This is a genomic window from Catellatospora vulcania, assembly GCF_009720385.1.
GTDB classification, from domain to species: Bacteria; Actinomycetota; Actinomycetes; order Mycobacteriales; family Micromonosporaceae; genus Catellatospora; species Catellatospora vulcania.
Window position 1 is genome coordinate 139,537 of sequence record NZ_WARX01000007.1, and the last position, 26,193, is coordinate 165,729.

The window sequence follows — 26,193 nt, forward strand, 5'->3', positions numbered from 1 at the left end:
AGAGGTCTTGACAAACTTATTCAGGACTCCATTAATACTGGGCTAGCACATGAGACCCGGTGAATCCCCGATGACGTTCTTGCGAAGAAGGGTTCCTCAGATGTGGAAAGCAGTGCGGGTAGGCGCGGCCGCGGTTCTGGCCGCCGCCCTCGCCGTGTCCGCCGCGGGTTGCGGCGGCGAAGAGCCTGCCGCCAGTGACGACAAGGTCACCCTGTCCTACGCGGTGTGGGACAAGAACCAGGTCCCGGTGATGGAGGAGCTGGCCGCCGCCTTCACCAAGGACCACCCGAACATCACGATCAACGTCCAGCTCACGCCGTGGGCCGACTACTGGACCAAGCTGCGGGCGGCCGTCACCGGCGGCGCGGCGCCGGACGTGTTCTGGATGAACGGCCCCAACATCCAGCTCTACGCCGACAACGGCGTGATCATGCCGCTGTCCGACAAGGTCGACCAGGCCAAGCTGGACCTGAACGTCTACCCGAAGGCGCTGGTCGACCTCTACACCTTCGAGGGCAAGGTCTACGGGCTGCCGAAGGACTTCGACACCGTCGGCGTCTGGTACAACAAGGAACTCTTCGACGCCGCCGGGGTGAAGTACCCCGCCGACGGCTGGACCTGGGCCGACTTCAAGGCCGCCGCGGCGAAGCTGAGCAACCCGGCCAAGGGCGTCTACGCGGTCGGCGCCAACCTCGCCGGCCAGGAATACTTCTACAACACCATCTACCAGGCCGGCGGCAACGTGATCTCCGCCGACGGCAAGAAGTCCGGCTACGACGACCCGGCCACCATCGAGGGTCTGCGCTTCTGGACCGACCTCATCAAGAACAAGCAGTCGCCGGACCTCAAGACCATGACCGACACCGCCCCGCTGAACCTGTTCGAGTCGGGCAAGCTCGCCATGTACTGGGGCGGCTCCTGGAACGTCGCCGAGTTCGGCAAGAACGAGTACACCAAGACCCGGGTCGACGCGGCCCCGCTGCCCACCGGCGTCAAGCAGGCCACCATCATCCACGGCCTGGCCAACGTGGTGTCGGCGAAGACGAAGGCCCCGGCGCAGGCCTGGGAGTTCGTGAAGTTCCTCGGCTCCAAGCCGGCCGCGGAGATCCTCGGCAGGAAGGGCCCCATCCCGGCGCACACCGGCACCCAGGACGCCTGGCTGACCGCCAACGCCCAGTTCAAGGGCAAGGTCTTCCTCGACGCGGTGAGCTACGCGGTGCCCTACCCGGTGTCGCGCAACACCGCCGCCTGGAACGACGAGGAATTCAAGCAGCTCACCAAGGCCTACAGCGGCGAGGTCGAGGTCGACGCGGCCGCCAAGGAACTCGCCGCGCAGATGAACGCCCTGCTGGCGAAGGAGTAGGACCGCAAGATGACGATGACCGTGACGGGTGCCGCGGACGACGTCCGCACCGCGGTGCCCGCCCCGGTGCCCGCCCGGCGGCGACGTCGCTGGCGCCACCGGGGAGCCGAAGCCGCCTGGGCGTACCTGCTCATCGCGCCGACCGGGCTGGGCCTGGCCGTGTTCTACCTGTGGCCGGTGCTGCAGACCGGCTACTTCTCCTTCACCGAATGGGGGCCGTTCGGCGGGCACGAGTGGGTCGGGCTGGACAACTACCGCACCCTGGCCGCCGACGACGAGGTGCTGACCGCGCTGCGCAACACGGTCGCGTACACCCTGCTCGGCCTGCTCGGCATTCCGCTCGCGGTGCTGTTCGCGGCGCTGCTCAACCGGCCCCGGCTGCGTGGGGTGTCGGTGTACCGGGCGCTGTTCTTCCTGCCCGTGGTCACCATGCCGGTGGCCGTGGCGATGGTCTGGCGCTGGCTCTACAACGGCGACTACGGTCTGATCAACTACCTGCTGTCGCTGGCGGGCGTGGACGGACCGCACTGGATCGCCGACCCCGCGACCGCGCTGTACGCCATGGTCGCCGTCGGGATCTGGACCAGCCTCGGCTACAACATCGTCATCTTCCTGGCCGGCATGCAGTCGATCCCGCGCGAGTACTACGAGGCCGCCTCGATCGACGGGGCCGGCGCGCTGGCGCAGTTCCGCCGGATCACGCTGCCGCTGCTGTCGCCGTCGCTGTTCTTCGTGTCGGTGCTGTCGGTGATCGGCTCGCTGCAGCTGTTCGACCTGGTGTACGTGATGGGCGGCAGCGGCCAGGCGGCCCGCGCCAACCCGGCCTTCCCGCGCATCCAGACCGTCGTGCACCTGTTCTACGACAAGGCGTTCTACACCAACGACCGCGGCTACGCCGCCGCGATCGTGATGGCGCTGCTGGTGCTCATCGTCGTGCTCACGGCGATCCAGTTCCGGCTGCAGAAACGGTGGGTGCACTATGGCTGAGCCACCCCGTCCGCCCCGCGGCGGCCGCACGGCCACCCACGTCACGCTGCTGATCGGCGCGGCGGTGATGGTCGGCCCGTTCCTGTGGCAGTTCCTGACCTCGCTGAAGACCCTCACCAACGCCACCCGGGTGCCGCCCACGTTCCTCCCCGACTGGCGCTGGTCCAACTACGGCGACGTGTTCGAGCTGCTGCCCTTCGGCGACCAGTTCCTCAACACCGTGCTGATGACCGCCGCCCGCACCGCCGGGCAGCTGCTGTTCTGCTCCATGGCCGCGTACGCCTTCGCGCGGCTGCGCTTCCCCGGCCGCGGCCTGCTGTTCGGCGTGTTCCTGTCGGTGCTGATGGTGCCGCCGCCGCTGTTCGTCATCCCGCAGTACGAGATCATGGCCGACCTGGGCTGGCTCAACAGCCTGACCGCGCTCATCGTGCCCGGCCTGTTCTCCGCGTTCGGCGTGTTCCTGCTCCGGCAGTTCTTCCTCGGCCTGCCCAAGGAACTCGACGAGGCGGCCCGCCTCGACGGCGCCGGCCCGCTGCGCATCTACTGGTCGGTCATGCTGCCGCTGGCCAGACCCGGCCTGCTCGCGCTGGGCATCCTGACCGTGCTGTGGTCCTGGAACGACCTGTTCTGGCCGCTGATCGTCAACACCGACCCGGAGCAGATGACCCTGTCGGCGGGCCTGGCCTCGCTGCAGGGCCAGTTCCAGACCGACTATCCGGTGCTCATGGCCGGTTCCCTGCTCGCCTCGCTGCCCGTCATCGTGCTGTTCACCGTGATGCAGCGCCACTTCATCCAAGGCATCGCCTTCAGCGGCAACAAGGGCTGAACCCATACCCCAGATCGGAGACACGACCATGCTGCACCGGCATGGCCGCGGACGCCTGCACCTCCGGGCGGCGGCCGTACTCGTCACACTGCTCACCGTCACCTCCGCCGCGACACCCGCGCAGGCCACCGGCACCCCGTCGGACGGCATCGCGCAGCAGCTCGCGGTGCCCGCGTACTTCTACCCGGGCGGCGACGGCAGCGCCCTCTGGCAGCAGCTGAACACCCCGGGTGTCGGAATCGCGGTGGCGAACCCGTTCTCCGGACCCGGCAAGACCCGCGACCCGAACTACGCCGCCGCCATCACCGCCGCCAAGTCCGCGGGGGTACGCGTGCTCGGCTACGTCGCCACCGGCTACCTCGGCACCACCGGCCGCGCGACCAGGCTCAACGAGACCACCCCGGCCGCCTGGGCGGCGCAGGTCCAGCAGGACGTGTCCACCTGGTACCGCCTCTACGGCGCGGACGGGCTCGCCGGGATCTTCTTCGACGAGGTGCAGAACGTCTGCGGCCCGCAGGACACCTACGTCGACACCTACCGGATGCTCGACCGGCACACCAAGCGGTCCCACCCCGGCGCGTTCACCGTGATCAACCCTGGGATCGACACCGAGCCCTGCTACGCCGACGCCGCCGACGTGATCCTCACCTTCGAGGGCGCCTACGAGACCTACCTCGGCTGGCAGCCGCCGTCCTGGCACCGCGCGCTCGACCCGCGCAAGCTGTGGCACCTGGTGCACGCCACCGACACCACGGCGCAGCTCGCGAACGCGGTAACGCTGAGCAAGCAGCGCAACGCCGGCTACCTGTACGTCACCCCGGACGTGCTGGCCAACCCGTGGGACTCGCTGCCGCCGCAGGACTACTGGACGCAGCAGCTGGCCGCCACGTCGGCGGGCGGCGGCGACACGGCCGCGCCGCGCGTGTTCGGCACACCGTTCCCGGTCCGGACTCACTCGACCGAAGCCGTCGTCGCGTGGCTGCCCGCTGCCGACACACACGGCCGGGTCACCGGCTACGACGTGCAGGTCGACGGGGTGCGGGCGGCGGGCTCGGCGAGTGCCTTGCCGGTGGCGACGCTGTACGGCCTCGACCCGGGCCGGGCCTACCGGATCACGGTCACCGCGCACGACGCGGCGGGCAACGTGTCCGCGCCCGGCCGGGCCCTGACCCTGACCACGCCGCCCGGTGACGGGCAGCCGCCCGCGGCCCCGGCCGGGCTGCACGCGACCGAGACCAAGGTCGCCAGCGTGCGGCTGGCCTGGACGGCGTCGGCCGAGTCCGATCTCGTGGGCTACGACGTCGAGGTCGACGGGCAGCCGCTGCTGTCGCTGCCGTCGTGGCTGGTCACGCAGGGGGCCACGGTCAGCGTGCCGGTGAGCGGGCTGGAGCCGGGCACGGCTTACACCTTCACGGCGTACACCCGCGATCGCAGTGGGAACCGCTCGGCCGCCGCCGGGCCGCTCACCGTCAGCACGACGGCGCCCTCGGGCGACCCGATCACGGACGCCGCCGGCGTCATCGGCACCGCCGAGGCCACCTACCAGGCGCAGTACAACCTGCCGTTCGACTTCCACCACCTGTTCATCGACGTCGACAACGACGCGAGCACCGGGTTCGCCACCGCGGGCATCGGTGCGGACCTGCTCATCGAGAACGCCTGGTGCTACCGCCACGCCGGCACCGGCTGGAGCTGGGCTCCGGTCGACGGGCCGAGCCCGCTGATCTCCAGCGACGACGACCGCTACGTCTGGCGCGTGCCTGTCGCCGTGCTCCAGGACGTGCTCGGCGGCCAGCCGCCCGGCCCGCACCGGGTGGTGTTCCACGGCTCCGGCAGCTCGCCGGAGACCTACACCGCAGTGATCACCGTCAGCTGATCCACTTTCAACGAGGCGAGGTGCCATGAACGACAGAGCTCATCCGCACCGCACCACTCGATCCGCACGCCGCGTTCGGGCCAGGCTGCTGGCCGGGGCGCTGGCCGCCGCCACCGCGCTGACCGCCGGGATCGTCGCCCTCACGGCGGCCCCGGCGGCCGCGGCCGGCTTCGAGATCGGCCGGACCCCGTTCTACGGCAAGGTCCCCACGCTCGGCGCGAACAGCCGCACCGCGTTCTGGTACGGCGCGCTCGACCAGGCGAAAGTCAACCAGCTCAAGGCGTACGACCTGGTGGTCCTCGAACCGACGCTGCGCGTGCTGAACGTGACCGCCGACCACTTCTACTTCGAGTCGGTCACCTCAGCCCAGGTCCAGGAGATCAAGCGCGGCGTCGACGGGGTGCTGGGCAGCGCCGACGACGCGATCGTGCTCGGCTACCTGTCGGTCGGTGAGATGCTGCCGACGATCATCCCCGGGCACAGCGGGCACATGACCGTCCAGAAGGGCATCGACCTGGGCCTGCTCCCGGCGGGTTACGGCGGCCCGTCGGGTCCGCTGCACGGCCCGAACCCGTGGAACTACAGCTCCTCCGGCTCCTACCTCAACGTCGAGGGCGGCGCGACCCCGGACGGCACCTACGCCGACGGCTACGCCAACTACGCCGGCACCTCCATCGGCGCGAACCACTCGTCCTGGGGCAACCGCCTGACCTGGCGCAACAACGGCGTCATGCCCTGGTATCTCGACCAGCAGGGCACCTGGGTCAACGACAGCCGCTACCTGTACGGCGGCTACTGGAAGGACGGCGACGGCACCGTCGACGTCAACCCGACCTACGGCGGCGGCTACATCAACGGCGGTGACCCGGCCTGGCAGAAGTTCGTCACGTACCAGGTCGACAAGATCGTGCACGACGGCGACTACGACGGGGTCTTCCTCGACACCGTGGACACCCCCGACCCGGTCGGCGGCGCGGGGCCGGGCATCTCGTGGGGGCCGCGCGGCAACTTCGGCTTCACCGCGGGCGGCATGGTCGACCTGGTGGAGAAGATCAAGGCGGTCGACCCGAGCAAGGTCGTCGCGTCCAACCGGGGCTACTGGTACTTCAACCCCGACGAGGGCACCTCGCAGTTCGCCGCCCGCTACCGGCACGCGATCAACATCTTCGTCACCGAGTCCTGGTACTACAACACGTACATCCCGGGCTTCTACGACACCAGCCCCGGTTTCGAGGCCAACTGGAACACCAACTCCGCCTCGCCGACCTACCGAAGTCGCGACAACTTCGGCGGCTTCTGGAAGGAGTACGTCAACGCCCAGGCCAACCAGGCCGACGGCTTCAACGTCGCGATCATCGACTTCCGGGTGCCCGCCGCGAGCACCCAGAAGTGGATGAACGAGGTCGTCGTCAACTCGGGCTACCTCGGCTACGACGTGTCGGGCGCGAACCACTTCAACTCCGCGGTGTACGACGACGCCAAGAACTGGCTCGACGCCCAGGGGCTGGCCTCGCCCAGCCAGACCGGGGCACATCCGACGGACCTCTACGGCGGCTTCGTGGCCGACGGATCGGTGGGGGAGTGGTCCGCGGAGCTCCCGATCTTCAATGATCCCGCGGGCGCGAACGCCAAGGGCATCACCAAGGTGTACGTGAAGTTCGTGGGCAACCGGTTCTTCATGATGGTCGAGGCGAAGCAGACGATCAGTCTCGCCCAGGAGATGATCTATTTCGACTACGACAAGGACGGGCCGGCCGGGTGGCAGCCGTCCTGGCCCACCTCGCCCGACTCGCGCCTCTACCTGGAGAACCTGAACCAGGCGTACCTGCTGCCGCACGCCGGGGCGGGCCAGGGCGACGTGTTCAAGTTCAGCAGCCCGAGCGCGCCGACCAACCGCGGCTGGCCGGTGCGGGTCGTGCAGTCCGGCACCCGGGCCGAGTTCGAGTTCGACCGCGACTACGTGTTCCCGGCCTCGATGGCGGGCACCGAGGTGTGGACGTGGCTGCGGGTGGCCAACTTCGGCGGGTCCTCGGTGAAGTTCACCGTGCCCGGCGGCGGCGCCCCGCCGTCGCCATCCCCGACGCCATCCAGCTCGCCGCCCCCGGCGCAGCCGCCGGTGATCTCGAACGTCCAGTACGCGAACGTGACCAGCACCGGTGCGACGGTCACGTGGACCACGGATGTGGCGTCGTCGTCGGTCGTCGAGTACGGCACATCCACGGCCTACGGCTCCACGGCGACGGGTGCGAGCAACGTGACGAGCCACTCGGTGACGTTGTCGGGGTTGTCGCCGGGCACGGCATACCAGTTCCGGGTGCGGTCGGCGTCAGCCGGTGGCACCACGAACAGCCCCAACGGCACCTTCACCACAGGCTCGTCCGGCGGTTCCTATCCGGCGATCACCGTCGACGGCGCGATCGGGGACTGGGGGAGCATCACTGCCGTGATGACCGGCAGCACCACCGTGCAGTCGGTGTCGATCGCCAACAACGCTGCCAACCTCTACCTGCTCACCCGCGGCACGGGGCTCAACGTGTTCGGGCAGTTCTTCCTGAACACCGACAACAACCCCGCCACCGGGTACAACGCCACCGGCTGGAGCAACCCGTCCGGCGCGGACTACATGCTGGAGAACGGCAACCTGTACCGCCATGCCGGGGGCGGCTGGGCCTGGACGTCGCTGGGCGCGGTCACCTTCGTCCGCAACGACACCGCGGTCGAGGCGGCGATCCCGCTGTCCACGCTGAGCCTGAGCCCCGGCGCGCAGCTGCGGGCGGGCTACCTGAAGAACAGCTCCGCCACCGACCGGCTCCCTGCCGCGAGCGGCACGTTCCCGGTGGTAACCCTGCTCAACGGCTCCGGCGGCGGAGGCGGCGCACCTGTGATCTCGAACGTCCAGTACGCCAACGTCACGAGCACCGGCGCGACGGTCACGTGGACCACGGACGTGGCGTCGTCGTCGGTCGTCGAGTACGGGACTTCCACGGCCTACGGCTCCACGGCGACGGGTGCGAGCAACGTGACCAGTCATTCGGTGACGTTGTCGGGGCTGTCGGCGGGGACGGCGTACCAGTTCCGGGCGCGTTCGGTGTCGGCCGGTGGCACCACGAACAGCCCCAACGGCACTTTCACCACCGGTTCGTCCGGCGGCTCCTATCCGGCGATCACCATCGACGGCTCGGCCGGGGACTGGGCCGGCGTGAACCCGGTGCTGTCCGGCGGCACCGGAGTGCAGTCGGTGTCGGTGACCAACAACGGCACGACGCTCTACCTGTGCGTCAAGGGCACCGGCCTGAACGTCCTCGGGCAGTTCTTCCTCAACACCGACAACAACACCGGCACCGGCTACAACGCCGCAGGCTGGACCAACCCGTCCGGCGGCGACTACATGCTGGAGAACGCCAACCTGTACGACCACGGCGGCAGCGGCTGGGCCTGGACCCCGCTCGGCGCGATGACGTTCGTCCGCAACGACACCGTCATCGAAGCGGCCGTGCCGCTGGCGAGCGTGGGCCTGGCCGCGGGTGCGCAGTTCCGCGTCGGGTACATCAAGAACAACACCACCGACCGGCTTCCGGCGGCGAGCGGCACGTTCCCCGTAGTGACACTGCTGAACTGACGTCAGCCGAGCGGGTGCCGGACCGTCGGCACCCGCTCACCGCTCTCGGTGACCGTGGTGTCGATACGCCCGGCGAAGGCGGCGGATTACCGTCGCGATGGCTATTCGGGCCTACGGGAATGCCGGGTCGTCGGGTGCCGCGTGAGCGATCACTATTCATTGATCGTTATAGCGAGCCGCATCCTAAATCAAGACTGCGTTGTGTCGCAGTCCGAAAAGTTACTTGAGTGAATCGACGATTCACTTGCTCGCCGGCGGGCCTTCCGGACGAATGTCGACACCGCCGCCGCCCTTCGGTGCGGGTTCGGTATTCCGCGGGCTTGAACTGCTAAAACCGTCCGTGCGGAGGGGATCGGCGACCATGGACCCGGTCAACTCGGTCCGAAGATGAGTCGGGTTGGCACCAGTGGCCATTTCTGCCTCAGCCGCATGTCGCGGGTGATCACTCGGGCCCGGAGAAAGGCCTGCTGACGCGATTCTCATCCGCAGTCGTGAATGGATCTCGCGAATTCTCGATCGGGTGGACCGCTGTCCTCGCCGAGCGTCACGCGTTAACGTCACTCATCGTCCGGCGCCTATAGGGCAAACCGCAGGACGCTGTCCCCGAATGGTGAGGTGTGCCGTGGGAGTTGACGCAGCCTGGGAATCGCAGACCTGGGCCTGGCTGACGAGCCTGGGGCGATTTCTCCACTGCGACCTGCCGGATCGTTCGCAGCCGGACGCATTCGACGCGGCCTTCGCGATCCTCGCCGCGAAGAGCGGCGGGCTGGGCAGCGAGACGTCGGCACACCTGCTGATGCAGGGCCTCTACTACCATGTCCGCCGGCGCACGGTCGTCACCGGCGCTGACGCGCTGTGCCAGCTGGCGGCCAGCGTCGGGCCGGACGTGACCGGCGGCACCGCCGATGCTCTCGCGGACCTGCTGGTCTCCGCCGCGATGGAAGTGGCGGTGGTCGACACCCTGGCCGGGCCGATCGGCTACCTCGCCACTCAACTGCCTGATTCACCCGCGGTCCTGGCGGCCCGCACCGCCTGCCCGGCGGGCGAGGCGGCCCCGCATTCCGCCGACTCCGACAGCACCGACCCGCACGCGTCGGGCCCGTCGAGCCGGACGTCGAGCACGCTGACCGAGGAGGACGAGCGGACGTTCTGGGACTCCGTCTACCCGGAGCTGTTCTTCGAGAACGACAGTGCGCGCCCGCTCGGCTGGGCGCTGCTGAACCGCGGCCTGGCACGGGCGGTCAAGCAGCGCTCCACGCAGTCGGTCGCCGCCGCCCTGCTCCAGATACTCGCCGACAAGGCGGCGACCAGCGGGTCCCTTCCGAGGTCCGAGCACATGCTGGTGCCGGCGTGCGTGGCGGCGGTCCAGTCCGAGCAGGCCAACGTCGTCGCCGAGGCGATCGGCATCGTGGTCCGCCAGGCCACGCCGTCGAGCGCGCAGGTGAGCTCGCTCGTCACCGCCACCGACCGGTATACGTCGGTCGTCCGCCAGTTGCTGCTGCGCGCGCTGACGGGCGTCCTGGATACGGCCTCGGCCCGTCACGACCGCGCTCGTGCGGCGGGATGTGTGGAGCCCGCGGCGACGCTCGCCGAGTACTTGACCCAAGCCCAGGCCAAGAGCCTGGCGGACCGGTTCGACGTGTTCAAGCTGGAATCCAGCCTCGCCCTCGACGAGTTGCGGCAGCGGGCCGACCCGTCGAAGCGCAGCGATCTGAGCGGGCTGTCCATCGACGACCGGACCGCCCTGCTCAACGCGAGCCAGTCGTTCCAGGCCCAGGTCGCGATGTCGGTGTGCCAACGCAATCGCGGGCTGCTGCTGGAGCAGGCCCGGACCTGGCTCGCGCAGCAGCTGGGCAGCAGCGTCTCCACCTACCGTGCGCCGGCGGCGCCGCACCCCGCCACCCTGCTGCTCGGGCGCAACAAACTCCACCGGAACGAGATCGCCGCGGCGATCGACGGCAGCCCGCCGGCGATCGACCGGTGCCGGCAGGCGTTGGAGCAGTTCCTGGTCCGTGGCCGGAGCGCCGTGGCGGAAGAATGGGACGCCTACCTCGATACACACTCGGGGCGCCTACCTGATGCCGCGGACAAGTGGCGGCGGACGACCCAGCCGAGCCCCGAGGTCTGCTGGAATCTGGCCGTCTTCGACACCGGCCGCAAGTTCGCCGAGGCGGGCGCGTACAAGCACGTCGAGCAGGGGCTGAAGTCCTGGCGGGCCGACACCGACATGGTGCTGCAAGGCATCTGGCTCGCTTTGCAGGCGTCCGAGGACAGCGCGGAGGCCGCGCACGCCGCCCGTTTCTTCACCACCTGGGCGTGCGAGGTGCCCGAGCCGCGGGTGCTCCTGGCCGCGCTGGCCATGGCGGACGGGGACTCGCAGGAAGGGTTCGCGCTGGCGGAGCGGGCCCTGCGGCAGTGGGGGCAGCTCGCAGATCCACCAGCGCTGCAGGTCGGGCCCGGTCGCGCCTCCGTCGCGGCCATGATCGACGAGGTGCGCAAGGAGTCCCGTTACACCCAGCGCTGGCAGCGCTGCATCCTGGCCGGCGCGGCGACCCGCGTGTCGCCGGGTTCCCGGCTGACGGTGCTGGTGGCGCTGGCCGATCTGACCGAGAAGGACCCGGAGCAGTCGATCGTCGCGAGCGAGACGTGGCACCGCGTCGTGGAGCACGGGCGGGAACGACTCGACGAGCTTTCGTCCGACATGAAGCAGCTGGAACGCCGGATGGAACGGAGCACCGAGACCGAGTCACGCCGCAGCGCGGTGAAGGGCCAGATGCACCACGCCAAGAAGGCGCTGAGCGACGCGAAGCAACAGTTCCGCCCGATCGCGCAAGGCGCACTCCGGTTCGCCCAGCGGTGGCGGGACGAGCGGCTCGGCCGGGCAGTCACCGCTGTCACCAGTCACCACGGCATCAACCTGTCCAGCGAGCAGGAGAAGCTGCTCAAGAACCTGCTGCCCACGGTGCAGACTTCTCGGCCGGCCGAGATACGCCCAGAGATAGCGCAGCTCATCCCGCGGCTGACCGCGGCTACGGATCCGGCTTCGGTGGCGGCGCTGGCCAAGAGCGTCGAACCGGCCCTGGCGTACGTGGGCGCCGGTCTTCAGGTCCGTGAGCTCGTCCACCAGATGTTCGACGGCCTCGGGCGGCTGTCCCAGCGCGTGCAGCCGGATGAGGCGCGTGAACTGCTGGACGGGGTCGGGCGCATCGCCAGCCAGCTGGAGTCGTCCGACACCGCCGAGGAGTCGCTTGCGGCGTTGCTGGGCGCGGTCCGCCGGGCCTGCGACTTCGCGGCGACCAACCTGGTCGACGCGCCACCGCCGGGGGCGTCGATTCCCGGCTACTGGGTCGGTCTGAGCCGTGAGTCGGACGTGCCGCAGGCGGTGTTGGAGGTCCGCGGCACCCAGGACGTGCATCTTCAGGACGTGACGCTGGCCGCAGGCCGCGAGGCCGTCCAGGTCGGCGATCTCGCTCCCGGTCAGGTGCTGACCGTTGCGGTGCCGGTCGCGACCGAGTGGCCGTCGGCCGGTGACACCGCGGGTATCGTCGTCAACCTCGGCTGGAGCTGGAACAACGTTACCGGCCGCAAGCGCACGATCACCTTGGAGACACCGGTTTCCAGTTGGGATGCGCTGCTCGCCGACGCAGGCGTGTCCGGTCTGGAGATTCCCGACGACTTCGTGCTCAACGAGCCCCTGGACCAGAACCAGGTGGTCTCCGGCCTGTTCCAGGGCCGAGACGAGCATCTGGACCGGGTGCTGCGCGAATACACCGATCGGCTCCCCGCCGTTCCGGTGTGCTTCCACGGCATCCGTAAGGTCGGCAAGAGCAGCCTGCTCAACCGCATCGTGGTCGAGCTGAGGGAGACCGGGCGCCGGGTCGATCTCGTGACCGCGCAGGGACTGCAGCCCGCCTACCAGAGCCTCGGCGCGACGGTTGCCAACCTGTGCCGCCGGATCGCGCAACGAGCCGACTGTCCGCTGCCGGAGGTGCCCGCGCTGCCGGAGAACCCGGTGATGTTCTTCGAGGAGTTCATCAACGCCTACGCGTCAAGCGCCGGCCCGGTGCCGCCCGTGCTGATGGTCGACGAGTTCCAGTGCCTGTACACCGTGGAATGCGCGGCGATCCTCGACATCATGCGTATGGCCGCCGAGAGCCGCCAGTGCGGTTTCATCTTCGCGGCGGTGGAGGGACCGAGCGGGCTTCCGCAGCAGACCGGGCTGCTCGTGGACCCGCGACGCGTCGACTTCCTGAAGCCGGACGACGTGATGAAGCTCATGGAGTCGGTCCTCGATGAACGTCCGGTGACCGTGCCGCCAGACGTGCTCAACGCGCTGTTCGACGAATGCGCGGGCCACCCGAACTTCACCTCGGCCACGATCAAGGGCGCGCTCCGCCTCGCGAACGCCGGCCGGCGGAACATCATCTGCGTGAACGACGTCCGGGAGGCCTCCCGGCAGATCGCAGTGGATCAGCAGATCATGTTCGAGACGTCGTGGTTCTCGCCATCGGTCCTCAGCGAGTACGAGCGCTCGACCGCGATCGACCTGACGCACACGCTGACCCAGCCCCGGGCCTGGCTGCGCGTGTCCGACGTACTCGGTCGCTTCGGCGACGAGGTCAGGTCGGCGTTGCGGGTGCTCGAGAACGGCTACGTGATCGAGTCACGGATGGGCTCCGACGGCGACCTGCGGATCCGGATCCGCGGTGGTGTGCTGGAGCGCTACCTTCGGTCGCGGTACGGTGCCCGGCTCGAGATCTCGCCGGACAAGTCCAAGAAGGCCGTCGGCATGTTCATCGACGTCGAGAACGTCATCGGTGCGGCGCCGACGCCGGATCATCTCGCCGACCAGCTGCTCGCGTTCGCCCAGCGGTTCGGCTCGACGGTGCCTCCGGTGGCCGTCGCGACCAGGTATTCGCTCTCTCTCGCCGGATGGGACGTGCGTGCGGTCGAGGCCGCGTTCGTGGCTCGGAAGATGCGGTTCTCGATGCCCCCCGACAGCATCGGCTCGCGTGACAACGCGGCGGACATGACGCTGCAGCCGCTGATCACGAGCATGGCGGAGCAGTACAACCTCGCGGAGGTCGTCATCGTGTCGGCGGACCACTACTTTGTGCCGACGGCGTTGCATCTGCTCCAGGGGGCCGAAGGCAGCGTCGCCGCCGCGTCCGGTCGACGGGTGCACGTTGTCGGCGGGCGGGCCACCGGTGACCCGGCTCGGGCCGGCACCGGTCGGTTCGGACGGCCCTGGGAGTCGGCATCCCAGGCTCGCAACACGACTTGCCAGATCCTCGGATTGGACGGCCCGGATCTCCTGCTGTGGGATGCCGACGAGGTGCTGGCCGATCCGACAGGCGTACGGCCACTCACCTCGGAACGATTCACGGAGGCCCAGGCATGAGCGACGACGGCGAACGCATCGTTCACGACATAGGGGAATTCGTGGCGATTCCGATGCCGGGCGGGCCGCCGCCCCCGCCGCCCCAGTTGCTTGCCGACGACATCGCTGACCGGCGGCCATGGCAAGCACAACCGGTGACCTCGCCCGCAGATCCGGTCGTTGCGCCGCCGCCCCCGCCGCCTGTCCTTTTGCCGGAGACCGTCGTGTTGGAGGAGGTTCCGCCTCCGCCGCCTCCGCCGGTGCTGGTGGCGGACGATGTCGTGCGGGAGGAGCCGTTGCTCCCGCCGCCGCCGCCTCCGCCGCCGCCGGTGCTGCTCCGGGACACCGTCGCGAGCGAGGAGGCTCCGCTTCCGCCGCCTCCGCCGCCTGTCCTTTTGCCGGAGACCGTCGTGGTGGAGGAGGCTCCGCCCCCGCCGCCGCCTCCGCCGCCTCCGCCGGTGCTGGTGGCGGACGATGTCGTGCGGGAGGAGCCGTTGCTCCCGCCGCCTCCGCCGCCGCCGCCGGTGCTGCTCCGGGACACCGCCGTGGACGAGGAGGCCCTGCCGCCGCCCCCGCCGCCGCCTGTCCTTCTACGGGAGACCGCCGCGGCGGAGGAGGCCCTGCTCCTGCGACCCGTGCTTCCGCCGCCTGGCGCTGTGGACGCCCCCGCACCGTCCCCGATCGCGACGTTTGACGAACCGTCATCGACATCCGAACCGGAGACCGTGCCGGAGCCGCACCCGGTGGCCTCAGCGACCCGGGGTGCGCCCGTGCCGTCGACTCGGTCGCAGGTCTCGGTCCCGGCACCCGCGGTGCGCGTCGTCCCCGACACCGGTGCGGAGCTCCAGGAGACGGTGATTCGCCTGTACCAGGCGCGCCTTGGCCTGCTGGTGCAGATAGCGGGCCGGGCGGCGGCCGATGTGGATGACGAGCTGCGTCGGGAGATCACCCGGGAGATGCAGGCGACCCGGGAATGGTGCGATGCCGTCGAGAACTGGCTCGAGGGCTCGGGGCGGTTCCACCTGCGATGAGCGTCGGCCACACCATCACTGGAAAGCGGGCGGAGGGATACTGGTGAGCGAAGAGCTGGTGAGGATCGGCGACGTCGAATTCTTCGTTCAGGTCAGGGACGGCGGCGGTGCGCAGAACGTCGGCATCGAGGACGTCTTCTCGTTTGACGGCGTCCGCGACACCGTACGGGCCATCGGCAGCCAGCTGGCCGAATCGCTCAGCGGCATCGCGATCAGCGAGGCGAGCGTGGAATTCGGGTTGTCGATGACGGCGAAAGGCGGGCGCCTCACCGGGCTGATCGTCGACGGCGAAGGGGCGGCCAGCATGAACGTCATGCTGACCTGGCAGCCGGCCAGGGCAGCGGAGGGTTCGGCACCTGGCGAATGAGCGCCACCCTCGACTCACGCCTGCTTCGCCGGTTCGTCGTCCGGCTGTCTCCGGTCGACCGTCGTGGCATCCCCGGCACCGGATTCTTCATCGCCCCGGGTCTGCTGCTCACCTGCGCGCACGTCGTTCGTGATGCCGACTTCATGGACGTGACGGCCGACCAGGCGGTTACCGCACGGCGCCTCACGGCTCAGGTGGTGGCCCGGTCGGGGATCGCGACCACCGGGACGCTCTGCCCCTATCCGGATCTTGCCGTGCTCTCGTTCGACGAGCGGATCGACCATCCATGGGTGCGCCTCGACCCGGCGGACCCTGCCGGCGAAGTGGACTGCCACTCCTGGGGATTCTCGGCGCGAGAACGCCATCAGCTGCCGCCGGGCTCGCCGGCGTCGTTCCGCTTCGAGGGCGTCGAAGGCGACGGTTTTCTCAAGCTGAAATCCGGCCAGGTCGCGCCAGGGCTTTCCGGTGCTCCGCTGGTGTGCACGGTGCGGCAGGCGGTCGTCGGGGTGATCACGGCGACCCGCCACCGCGAGACCGATCTGGGCGGCTGGGCCGCGCCGGTTGCCGCGCTCATCGGCACGTCGATTCTTCCGGAACTGGCGGAAATCGCCGATCGGATCCGCGAAGCCGGAACGCAGGGTTCGGACGCCTGGCCGAAGGTCTTCAGCCGGCAGCGGACGCCGGGTGTCGCCGCCACTGGGGCGGCGGCGCGCCGAGACCCTTCCTCGATGACCCTCCTGCACCTGGCCGATCTGCGATTCGGCGACGACGCGGTCGGCGGCGACGCCATGCGGGAAGCAGACCCGTATGGACAGGACCTGGACCTCGACCTGACGCGCCTGATCGATGAGCAGAAGCTGCGGCCGGATCTCGTGGTGGTGACCGGTGACCTCACCGAGCGCGGCATGCCGGCCGAGTTCGCCCGCGCCGACAGGTTTCTCCGCGGCCTCACCGCGACCCTCGGCCTGTCTCGCGACCGGCTGATCGTGGTGCCTGGCGACCATGACGTCAACCGGATCGCGTGCGAGGGGTACTTCAAGTCACAGCAGGCGGACGGGGTGGAGCCGCTAGCGCCGTTCTGGCCCAAGTGGCGGCATTTCGCGGCGATGTTCCGGCGCCTGTACGACGGCGTCGACTCGGCGGAGTTCACGCCGGACCGGCCGTGGACGCTTTTCGAGGTGCCCGGCCTGTCCGTCGTCGTGGCCGGTCTCAACTCCACGATGGCCGACAGCCACCAGCCGGAGGATCACTACGGGTTTTGCGGTGACGAGCAGCTCGCCTGGTTCGCCGAACGGCTACGCCGGTACCGGTCGCGGGGCTGGCTACGCATTGGCGCCGTCCACCACGACCCGCTGCAGGTCGCGGGCCGGGAGGAGGAGCATCTGCGCGACGTGGACAGGCTCGTCCGGATCCTCGCGCCCGAGCTCAACCTGCTGCTGCACGGCAACGCCCATGACGGCCAGAGCTATCACCTGCCCACCTGGCTACCGGCGCTCGCGGCTGGGCGCCGTGGGGATGCCATCGGAACGGACCACGCGGACGCCCCGAGTCGATATCACCTGGTGTCGCTGCGCGGCGACGGCTTCACCCGCTACGGGCGCTGCTACTGGCCGGTGCTGCGGCGGTGGGAAGACGATCTGAGCATGACCCCGTCGGGCGTCACGTGGCGCCAGGATCTGGTGCACGGATTCGCCGACGCCGCCACCACGTTCGACGCCGCGCATACGGACCCTGTGGCCATGCCACCGGCGACCGCGCCGACCTGGGACACCGACTGGGTCAACGGGCTCATGGAACGTGTCCACGACCTTGTCCCGCTGCGGCATCCCAACGCCCGGATCGCCGAGACGGTTCACGCCATCGCCGACCAGCCGCCCTATTTCCGCATCGTTCAGCGCGCCGGCTCCGCCGCCGGGTCGTGGCCGGTCGGCGTGATCAGCAGCGTCGACGATCGTGCCGTGGCTGCGTTCGCGCAGGTGCACCAGCGGTTCGCCGCGGACGACCCGCACCTCAGTTCGGAACTGGTCTACGGAGGCCGTGAGCCCGCGGGGCCTGAACTCATCGACGCCGCCCGGCGCGCGAGCATCAAGCTGCTGAGTCTCACCGAATACCAGGGACTCATAGATTTCCGGCCGTTCGTCGCCGGCCAGGCCGAACGGCTTCGCGCCGAGACGAATTACCCGTCCTCGCTGTACGTGCCGCAGCGGTTCCGGATGCTCAACGAACATGCGGAGGCCGCCCGGACCGGCCTGATCGAGACCCTGGTCGGCTGGTTCGACGAGGACCAGCCGAACTTCTCGCTGCTGCTGGGCGACTTCGGACACGGCAAGTCGTTCCTGCTGCGCGAGCTGACCAGGCAACTGCCCACCCGGCTGCCACATGTCATACCGGTGCTGATCGAGCTGAGGCATCTGGAGAAGGAGCCGACGCTCGACCAGCTTCTCGTCGCACACCTGGTCGGGGCGAACGTGGCCCGCATCGATGTGGACAAACTTCACAGCATGGTGAGCACCGGCCGGCTGGCGCTGCTTTTCGACGGGTTCGACGAGCTGGTCGTGCGGACCAACTACACGCAAGCCGCCGACTACCTGAAAACACTGCTCCAGCCGCTCGACGTCCCGAACAGCCAGGCGAAGATCGTGGTCACCAGCCGCACGCAGCACTTCGGGTCGACGGAGCAGATCCGGGCGGTGCTCGGCGAGCAGCCCAAGGTCCGGCGCGGGCTGGTTCGTGTCGCCGTCATCGACAGCTTCACCGATGAGCAGATCCTCGACTACCTGACCAATCTCTACGGCGGGGACGCCGCCGCGGCGCGTGCCCGCCATGACGCGCTGGCCGCCGTGCAGGACCTGCTCGGGCTGGCCGCCAACCCTCGCATGCTCAGCTTCCTCGCCGCGATGCCCCAGGAGCGGCTTGACCAGGTCCGCCGGCAGGAGGGCGTAATCGGTGCCGCGGACCTCTACCGTGAGCTGATCGGGTGGTGGCTCGGCTTCGAGACGGGCCGACTGCGGCACCAGCGGGCGGGACTCGGCGACGAGGACCGTTTCACCGCGGTCACGCGCCTGGCGATCCAGCTGTGGACCAGCGGAGCTTCCGGTCTGGCGCTGAACGATCTGCTGGCCCGGGTCGAGGCTGACCTCACCCATCTGCATGAGCAGGACTTCACCACACCGCAGGCGGCACATGCGATCGGCTCGGGCACGTTGCTCGTGCGCCGCGACGACGACACCTTCGCGTTCGTCCACCAGTCGGTCCTGGAGTGGCTCGTGGCGAATGCCGCGGCGATCGAGCTGTGCGACACGGGCCAGACGGCGCTGCTCGAGGTGCGGGCCGTGTCGCCGCTGATGGCGGAGTTCTTCGTCGACCTGGCTGGTCACGCGAACGCCCGTGCATGGGCGAGTGGAGTCCTCACCGAGCCCACGTCGTACCCGCTGGCGAAGGAGAGCGCCCTGACGCTGACGCGGCGGTTGCCGGTCGACGCCACCGTCGACCTGTCGGCACGGGATCTGCGTGGCGCGGATCTCTCCGGCCTCGCGCTGCGGGGCGCCGACTTGAGCTCGACGGTTCTGGCCGGAGTGGTGCTGATGGACATCGACCTGTCCGATGCGCGGCTGAGCTCGGCTGATCTGTCCGACACCCGGCTCGCCCACGTCGGCCTGGCCGGCGCCGACCTCGCCGGTGCCAAATTCGACCGCGCCCAGCTCATCGACACGGACCTACGGGAGACCAGGGTGGTCGGCAGCTCCTGGAAGCGTGCGGCCATCCTCGGCACCGCGTTGGACGTGCCGGCACTCCACGCCCCCGAGCTTGCCGACGCGGCGGTCGCGGCCCGGGACGACGTCGACGTCATGACCTCGGTCGCGTTCGGCGCGAATTGCGTGACTGTCGTCGACTCCCTGGGCGTCATCGTCGTCGGCAGGGGCCCGCTCGTCCAGGTTCGCGATCTGGCGAGTGGGCGACCGCTTCGCAATCTCGTCGGCCACACGGGTTCCGTCACGTCGGTGACGACGGTGGAGGTCGGCGGGAGGCTGCTGGTCGTCTCCGGCGACGACGCCGGGGACGTCCGACGATGGGATCTGGTGACCGGGCGACCGGTGGGCGAGGTGTGCTCGCATCATGGCGGCGTGGTGTGGTCCGTCACCACGGCGGTGCTCGCGGACGGACCCGTCATCGTGTCGGGCGGAGCGGACGGGCATCTGTGGGTCTGCGACGCGGCGACGGGCCGGCACATGCATCGGATGATTCATGCCGGTCAGGGGCGAGTGGTGTTCGCTGTCGTTTCTGCTCAGGTCGACAGCCGGCCGTTGGTGGTCGCCGGTGCCGCCGACGGGACCGTCCGGGCGTGGGACCTCACGACGGGCGATCCGGTGGGTGAGTCGTGGTCCGGGTTCGGCGGTCCGGTGTGGTCACTGGCGCTGGTCGACGTCGGCGGTCGCGCTGCGGTAGCCGCTGCCGGGCGCGGAGGACTCGTCCGCGTTTTTGATCTTCGCTCCGGGCAGCCGATCGGCCCGGCATGGCACACCCAGGACGGTCCGGCGTGGTCATTGGCGGCCGCTACGGTCGCCGGATCCCCCGTCGTGGCAGTGGCCTGCGGCAGCGGAGCGGTGCGGACGATGAACCCGGTGACCGGGCAACCCGCCGACAGCGTCTGGCTCGACCGGCCCGGTTCGCAGCTCTCGCTGGCATCCGCCGAGCTCGACGGACGTCGCGTGATCGTGGTCTGCGACGACGACGGCGGCCAGGTCCGAGTCCTGGACCTGGAACACCTGGACGTCGTGGGCGAACCGTGGACCGAACAGGTTGACTCGCACCGAATGCTGGAGGTGGCGGGTTTGAAGGGCCGGGTCGTCATCGTGGCGACGGAGGGCCGTGAAGGTACGGTCTGGGCGTGGGATGCGGTGACCGGATCTCCGGTCGGGGAGCGCAGCCGTGCGGGGTTCGGATCTGCGGTGTCCATGGCGATCGGCGACCTGGACGGACGGCCCGTCGTGGTGTCCGGGGGCAGCGACGGCTACATCCGGACCGCTGACCTCGACACGGGAGCGGCGGTGGGCCGGCCGTGGCCCGCTCACGTCGGAGCGGTTCGGATGATGGCCACGGCCCGCTTGCAGGGCCAGCCGGTGATCATCGTGGGAGGCGTCGGCCCCGCATCGCTGTCGGTCTGCGATCTGGCGACGGGCCGGTTGCTGACGACCCTTACCGGGCCGGCCGCATCGCTCGACTCGCTCACCGTCAAGACCATCGGTGAGCAGACGATCGTCGTCGCGGCCGGTGACGGGGTGCTGTCCTGGGACCTGGACAGCGGCGACCTGATGCTCGCCGACCTCTGGACGCGGGACGGCGTCACCGGACGATCGGCGGTGGTCGGTGTCAACGGTGAGCCTTTTGTGCTATGGGAAGCCGATGGCGTGCTTCGCGTGCTGGACCTGTCCGACCAGCGCTTGGCGGGCCGGCCGTTGCGCCACCCGGGATCGGTGCGGTGCGTGGCGGTGAGCAGCCTCGCCGGTGGCGCCGTCATCGTCGCGGGCGGGCAGGACGGACTGCTGCGGCTGTCCGAGCTGGCGACCGGGGAGCCGATCGGCGAACCGTTCCAGGCGCACACCGGCCCCATCTGGTCGGTGCGGGTGGTCGACGTGGACGGAAGCCCTGTCGTCGTCACCGGCGGCGGAGACGGGACCATCCGGGTGTGGGACCTCGCGCACGACCGGTGCCGGCTGACGATCGTGCCCTTCGAGGACGGGGAGTCGGCCACGCTGCACGCGGACGGGTCCTACCGCCTGACCGGTGACGCCGGCGGCCGATTCTGGTGGGCGATGAAACTCTGCCGGTTCGAGCCCGGCGAACTCGATCCGTACGTGGCGACGGTCAGCCGTCGGCACTGAACCTCACGTTCCGGAACACCTCGCGACCATGCCCGGAGGTGCCGGTGACACCGCGACGACATGGGCCCGCCGTCAACCGTCGGCGCACCGTGCCGGGCACCCGCGGACACATCACCACAGGCGCGGTCGGTCACCGCGGGATCCGGGGCGCGTCCCAGTCTGCGTGGCGGGCCATCGACCGCAGGGCCAACCGGGACGGGGTCAGCCGCATCATCGTGTTGCGCAGGCCTACGGCCAGCGGGTTCGCCAGCTGCTGGCCGATCCGGCCGATCTGTACGGCGGCGCGGGCGACCTGCTGCGACCGGGGACGGCGTTGCCGGTCGTATTCGGCCAGTGCGGCCGGGATGGCGTCTCCGGGGCCGCAGACCGCGGCGAGCACCACCGCGTCCTCGATGGCCTGGTTCGCGCCCTGGCCCAGGTTCGGGGTCATGGCGTGGGCGGCGTCGCCGAGCAGCGCAACGTTGCCGCGTACATAGGACGGCAGGGGAGCGGCGAGATGGCGCAGGTCGGTGCGGATCACCGCCGCCGGGTCGGTGGCGTCGAGCAGGCCGGGAACCGGATCGTGCCAGCCGCCGAATCGCTGGCGTACGGCCGCCATCTCGTCTTCTACGCGCCATTTGGCGGGGGCGTTCACCGCGGCGAACCAGTAGACCCGGCCGTCGCCGAGCGGGACGGTGCCGAACTCGGCGCCTGGGCCCCAGCTGATCGCGGCCGCGCGTTCCCCGGCCCAGGGTCCGGTGACGCCCAGCCACGCCGTCGAGCCGGAGTGGACTGGCCCTGGGTGGTCGGGCCACAGTTGGGCGCGTACGGCGCTGTCAATCCCGTCCGCGGCCACGATGAGCGCGGCCCGCACGGTCACCGTCTTGCCCGCGTGCTGGTAGACGACCTGCCGGCCGGTCGGCTCGTCGCCTCGGGCCTGCGGGCCGAGGCCCGTCACCTGCGCGCCGGTGAGGATGGTCCCGGCGGGCAGCGCTGCCCGTAGGATCTCGTGCAGGGTCGCCCGGTGGATGCCGAGCGCGGCGGTGCCCAGCAGCCGGGTCATCGCTTCGGCGTCGATCCGCGAGATCCATCGGCCCGACGAGGCACGCGTGCCGCCGGGCGCGTCGGCCCGTCCTGCGGCCCGTACGGTGTCGCCGATCCCGAGCACGTCCAGCCCGCGCAGGCCGTTGGCCATCAGGGTCAGGCCCGCGCCGACCTCGCTGAAGGCGGCCGCGCGTTCCAGCACCGTGACCTGCCAGCCGCGTTGCCTCAGTCCGATGGCCGCGCACAGCCCGCCGATGCCCGCGCCGATGACGATCGCGTCCATGCCACTCCTTTTCTACATCTGTAGAAGCGGCATACTACAGGCGTGGAAAGCGAGGGTTAACGTGGTCACCCGGTACGCCGTCATCACCGACGCCGCCATCGCACTCGTCGCCGAGCAGGGCATGCGCGGTCTGACCCACCGCGCGGTCGACGCGCGCGCCGCACTGCCGACGGGCACGACCTCCGCCTACTACCGCACCCGCAAGGCGCTGATCGAGGCGCTCGTGCAGCGGCTCGCCGACCTCGACGCGGCCGACCTGGCGGCGGGCAGCCTGCCGAGCGACGACGTGCCTGCGTACCCCCCGAAACTGACCGGGGCCGACCTGGACGGGATCGCGGCCGCGACCGGCGCGCTGCTGGACCGGTGGCTCACCGAGGGGCGTGACCGCGCCCTGGCCCGTTACGCCTGCGTGCTCGAAGCGACCCACCACCCGGAGTTGCGTGACATCCTCGGTCACGGCGCCGCCTCACGCGTGCAGGCGCGCGCCATGCTGGCCGCCGCGGGCGCCGCGGACCCGGACCGGGCCGGCGACCATTTCGTGGCCTGCGTGGACGGGCTCCTGTTCGACCGGCTCGCCGGTGCGGGCGCGTTGACGGCCCCGCCGCCCGGTACCCCGGAGAGCCGGGCGGACCTCGCCGCCGCCGTGGGCGCTCTCCTCCACGCCCTGACCACCCGACCCTCCCGCAACCAGCACAAACCCGAACGCCGCGTGACGCGCGGTTAAGAAGGCACCCTTCCTCTGCGTATACCGATGGGAAGGCGCCCTTTCTTATGCGGAGTCGCGGGGGACGAGTTCGGTGGCGAGGATGACGTTCTCGACCGTGTCGGCGCCGTCGATCAGCTCAAGGAGGAGGCGGACGGTTTCGGTGGCGACCTGCTCCAGGGGTTGGCGGACGGTGGTCAGCTTCGGGTGGGTGGAGCCGGCGATGGCCGAGTCGTCGAAGCCGCCGACGGCGACGTCCTCCGGGACACGGCGGCCGCGTTCGCGCAGGACAGCCAGGGCGCCCGCGGCCATGAGGTCGGAGCCGACGAAGACGGCGTCGAGGTCGGGGACGCGGTCGAGCAGCTCGCGCATGGCGGCTTCGCCGCTGTGGCGGGAGTAGTCGCCGTGGGCGATGAGCTTCTTGACCGCTTTGCGGCCGAGCACGTCGCAGAAGCCTTCGAGGCGGTTGAGGCCGCCGGGGGTGTCGAGCGGGCCGGTGATCGTGGCGATCTTCCTACGGCCCTGGTCGACGAGGTACTGCGCCATCTGGCGGGCGCCTTCGCGGTCGTCGGCGGCGGCGTACGGGATCACGCCTTCGCGGCCGAGGACCGCGCCGCAGGCCACCGCCGGGATGGCGAGGCCTTCGAGCTCGGCGAGCAGCGGGTCGCCGGAGTGGGCCGACAGGAGCAGGACGCCGTCGGCGTGGCCGCCGCGCAGGTAGCGGACCACGCGCTCGCGGTCGCCATCATCGCCGGCGACCATCATGACCAGGGCGACGTCGCGCTGAGCGAGCCGCCGGGTGGCGACCCGCAGCAGCACGCTGAAGTTCGGGTCCTCGAACAGCTTCTCCTGCGGCTCGCTCAGCACCATGACGACGGTGCCGGTGCGCTGGGTGACCAGGCTGCGCGCGGCGCGGTTGACGACGTACCCGGTCTCGGCGACGGCGCGGGTGACGGCGGCGAGCGCGGCGGTGCTCACGTACGGGTCGCCGTTGAGGGCGCGGGACACCGTGCCCCGGGAGACTCCCGAGGCACGGGCCACGTCGTGGATCGTGGGACGCCGCTTGTTGGTCACAGCCATCAGCTTTTCACAGACCCGCCGGACAGGTCCGTACGCCAGTACCGCTGCATGGTGAGGAAGAGCGCGATCAGGGGAATGATCGACAGCAGCGCGCCGGTGATGACGAGGTTGTAGAGCGCGGGCTGGTTGGCCCCGGTGGCCAGCAGCGTGTACAGGCCGACGGTGAGCGGGAAGCGTTCGTCGTCGGCGAGCATGATGAACGGCAGCAGGAAGTTGTTCCAGATCGCGACGAACTGGAACAGGAAGATCGTCACCATGCCGGGCAGCATCAGCGGCACCGCCACCACCCGCAGCAGCCGGTTTTCGCCCGCCCCGTCGATGCGCCCGGCCTCCAGCAGCGCGTCCGGGATGGCCGCCGACGCGTAGATGCGGGCCAGGTAGATGCTGTACGGGTGCAGGATGCTGGGCAGCAGCACCGCCCAGTAGGTGTTGGCGAGCCCGGCCTTGGCCAGCAGCAGGTACTGCGGCACCGCGAGCACCACCGCGGGCACCAGGATGCCGCCGATCAGCACGTTGAAGATCACGTTGCGGCCGAAGAACCGGAACTTCGCCAGGGCGTACCCGGCCAGCACCGACACCGCCGTGGACAGCAGCGCGCCGACGCCCGCGTACAGCGCGGTGTTGGCCATCCACTGCCAGAAGATCCCGTCGCGGTACTCCGACAGGTCGGCGATGTTGCTGAAGAATCCGGTGCCCGGGGTGAACGCGTTGGTGGTGAACAGCTCCCCGCGCGTCTTGGTCGACGCGGCTAGCACCCAGCACACCGGCAGCAGGCAGTACAGCGCCCCGAGCAGCAGCACCGCGGTGGGCGCGAGCCCGAGCGGTCTGCGTACCCCCTTGGTCGTCATCTTTCCTCCCCGAAGGCCTGGCGGCGCACCAGGCGCATGAACAGCAGTGACGGCACGACCGAGATCGCGGCGATGACCAGCGACGTGGCGGCGGCGCTGTAGAGGTCGCCGGTGACGAACGCGTCGCGGTAGACCTTCATCAGCGGGCTCCAGGTGGAGCTGACCGCGTTCGAGATGGGCCGCAGCGTCATCGGCTCGGTGAACACCTGGATCGTCGCGATGATGGAGAACACCGTGGTCAACACCAGGGCCGGGGCCAGGATCGGCACCTTGACCCGCAGCGCGATGGCCAGCTCGCCCGCGCCGTCGATGCGGGCGGCCTCGTAGTAGTCGCGGGGGATGGCCCGCAGCTGGGTGTAGAGGACCAGCATGTTGAAGCCGGTGCCGCCCCAGATCGCGACGTTGACCATGGAGAACATGACCGTGCTCGGGCTGAGCAGGTCGACGTTGTCGAACCCGAACGCGCGCAGCGTGCCGTGGATCGGGCTCAGGCTCGGCAGATAGAGGAAGCCCCAGAGCAGGGTGGCGACCACGCCCGGCACCGCGTACGGCAGGAAGATCGCGATCCGGGAGAAGCGGGCCAGCCGCACCCGCGCCGAGTCCAGCAGCAGCGCGAACACCAGGGCCAGACCCAACATCAAAGCCAGCACCAACGTGGCGTATCCGAGCACCCGCAGCCAGCCCGCCCAGAACTCCCCGTCGGCAACGGCCGTGCGGTAGTTGTCGAGGCCGACGAAGATCTCGGTGCGCGACTTCTTACCGAGCCCCAGTCCGGAGAACTGCACCCGGCGCAGGCTCAGGTCCGGGGTGTACCCGCGGGGCGCGGCGATGAACAGGGTGAACAGGACCACCGCGGGAGCGAGGTAGAGGTAGGGGGTGGCGCCCGCGCTGTACGCGCGGGCGCCCCGGTTTGCCTTGGTCATCT

14 protein-coding genes are annotated in these 26,193 nt (G+C 69.9%); 10 read left to right on the top strand and 4 right to left on the bottom strand.

What is annotated here, in order from left to right; translation table 11 throughout:
• The first annotated feature begins 100 nt into the window (after nucleotides 1–100).
• The 9 genes from F6W97_RS28705 (at nucleotide 101) to F6W97_RS28745 (ending at nucleotide 21,331) form a co-directional block, all read left to right on the top strand.
• The gene (locus tag F6W97_RS28705) at nucleotides 101–1,363 is read left to right on the top strand and encodes an ABC transporter substrate-binding protein (RefSeq protein WP_155373672.1); all 1,263 of its coding nucleotides are present in this window, start codon (nucleotides 101–103) and stop codon (nucleotides 1,361–1,363) included.
• A gap of 9 nt (nucleotides 1,364–1,372) precedes the next feature.
• On the top strand, nucleotides 1,373–2,350 hold the full coding sequence (locus F6W97_RS28710; protein ID WP_230687060.1) for a carbohydrate ABC transporter permease: 978 nt from the start codon (nucleotides 1,373–1,375) through the stop codon (nucleotides 2,348–2,350).
• Nucleotides 2,343–3,176 (top strand): carbohydrate ABC transporter permease, encoded by an 834-nt coding sequence (locus tag F6W97_RS28715; protein WP_155373673.1) that lies wholly within the window; start codon nucleotides 2,343–2,345, stop codon nucleotides 3,174–3,176. Before F6W97_RS28710 ends, F6W97_RS28715 begins: the two co-directional genes overlap by 8 nt.
• A gap of 28 nt (nucleotides 3,177–3,204) precedes the next feature.
• A complete protein-coding gene (locus tag F6W97_RS28720; RefSeq protein WP_155373674.1) occupies nucleotides 3,205–5,052 on the top strand; it encodes a spherulation-specific family 4 protein in 1,848 nt (615 codons plus the stop codon).
• Nucleotides 5,053–5,077: 25 nt separating this feature from the next.
• Nucleotides 5,078–8,671 (top strand): fibronectin type III domain-containing protein, encoded by a 3,594-nt coding sequence (locus F6W97_RS28725; protein ID WP_155373675.1) that lies wholly within the window; start codon nucleotides 5,078–5,080, stop codon nucleotides 8,669–8,671.
• A 622-nt stretch (nucleotides 8,672–9,293) separates the two neighbouring features.
• The gene (locus tag F6W97_RS28730; RefSeq protein WP_155373676.1) at nucleotides 9,294–14,072 is read left to right on the top strand and encodes a PIN domain-containing protein; all 4,779 of its coding nucleotides are present in this window, start codon (nucleotides 9,294–9,296) and stop codon (nucleotides 14,070–14,072) included.
• A complete protein-coding gene (locus F6W97_RS28735) occupies nucleotides 14,069–15,082 on the top strand; it encodes a hypothetical protein (RefSeq protein WP_155373677.1) in 1,014 nt (337 codons plus the stop codon). Before F6W97_RS28730 ends, F6W97_RS28735 begins: the two co-directional genes overlap by 4 nt.
• A gap of 43 nt (nucleotides 15,083–15,125) precedes the next feature.
• The gene (locus F6W97_RS28740) at nucleotides 15,126–15,449 is read left to right on the top strand and encodes a CU044_2847 family protein (RefSeq protein WP_155373678.1); all 324 of its coding nucleotides are present in this window, start codon (nucleotides 15,126–15,128) and stop codon (nucleotides 15,447–15,449) included.
• Nucleotides 15,446–21,331 (top strand): trypsin-like peptidase domain-containing protein, encoded by a 5,886-nt coding sequence (locus F6W97_RS28745; RefSeq protein WP_155373679.1) that lies wholly within the window; start codon nucleotides 15,446–15,448, stop codon nucleotides 21,329–21,331. Before F6W97_RS28740 ends, F6W97_RS28745 begins: the two co-directional genes overlap by 4 nt.
• A 130-nt stretch (nucleotides 21,332–21,461) precedes the next feature.
• On the opposite strand, the gene F6W97_RS28750 is transcribed toward F6W97_RS28745, so the two are convergent.
• Complete coding sequence (locus F6W97_RS28750) at nucleotides 21,462–22,637, bottom strand: FAD-dependent monooxygenase (protein WP_155373680.1); 1,176 nt, start codon at nucleotides 22,635–22,637, stop codon at nucleotides 21,462–21,464.
• A gap of 61 nt (nucleotides 22,638–22,698) precedes the next feature.
• Between F6W97_RS28750 and F6W97_RS28755 the strand changes: the two genes are divergently transcribed.
• Entirely contained in the window at nucleotides 22,699–23,361 is a 663-nt protein-coding gene (locus F6W97_RS28755; protein ID WP_230687061.1) for a TetR/AcrR family transcriptional regulator, read from the top strand.
• 45 nt (nucleotides 23,362–23,406) lie between these two features.
• On the opposite strand, the gene F6W97_RS28760 is transcribed toward F6W97_RS28755, so the two are convergent.
• From F6W97_RS28760 to F6W97_RS28770, 3 genes are read right to left on the bottom strand one after another with little or no spacing between them, the layout of a single operon-like run.
• The gene (locus F6W97_RS28760; protein ID WP_155373681.1) at nucleotides 23,407–24,420 is read right to left on the bottom strand and encodes a LacI family DNA-binding transcriptional regulator; all 1,014 of its coding nucleotides are present in this window, start codon (nucleotides 24,418–24,420) and stop codon (nucleotides 23,407–23,409) included.
• The gene (locus F6W97_RS28765; protein ID WP_155373682.1) at nucleotides 24,420–25,268 is read right to left on the bottom strand and encodes a carbohydrate ABC transporter permease; all 849 of its coding nucleotides are present in this window, start codon (nucleotides 25,266–25,268) and stop codon (nucleotides 24,420–24,422) included. The genes F6W97_RS28760 and F6W97_RS28765 overlap by 1 nt, the downstream gene beginning before the upstream one ends.
• Nucleotides 25,265–26,191 carry a carbohydrate ABC transporter permease gene (locus F6W97_RS28770; protein WP_155373683.1) on the bottom strand — a complete coding sequence of 309 codons (927 nt, stop codon included), beginning with the start codon at nucleotides 26,189–26,191 and terminating at the stop codon, nucleotides 25,265–25,267. Before F6W97_RS28770 ends, F6W97_RS28765 begins: the two co-directional genes overlap by 4 nt.
• Nucleotides 26,192–26,193 lie beyond the last annotated feature (2 nt).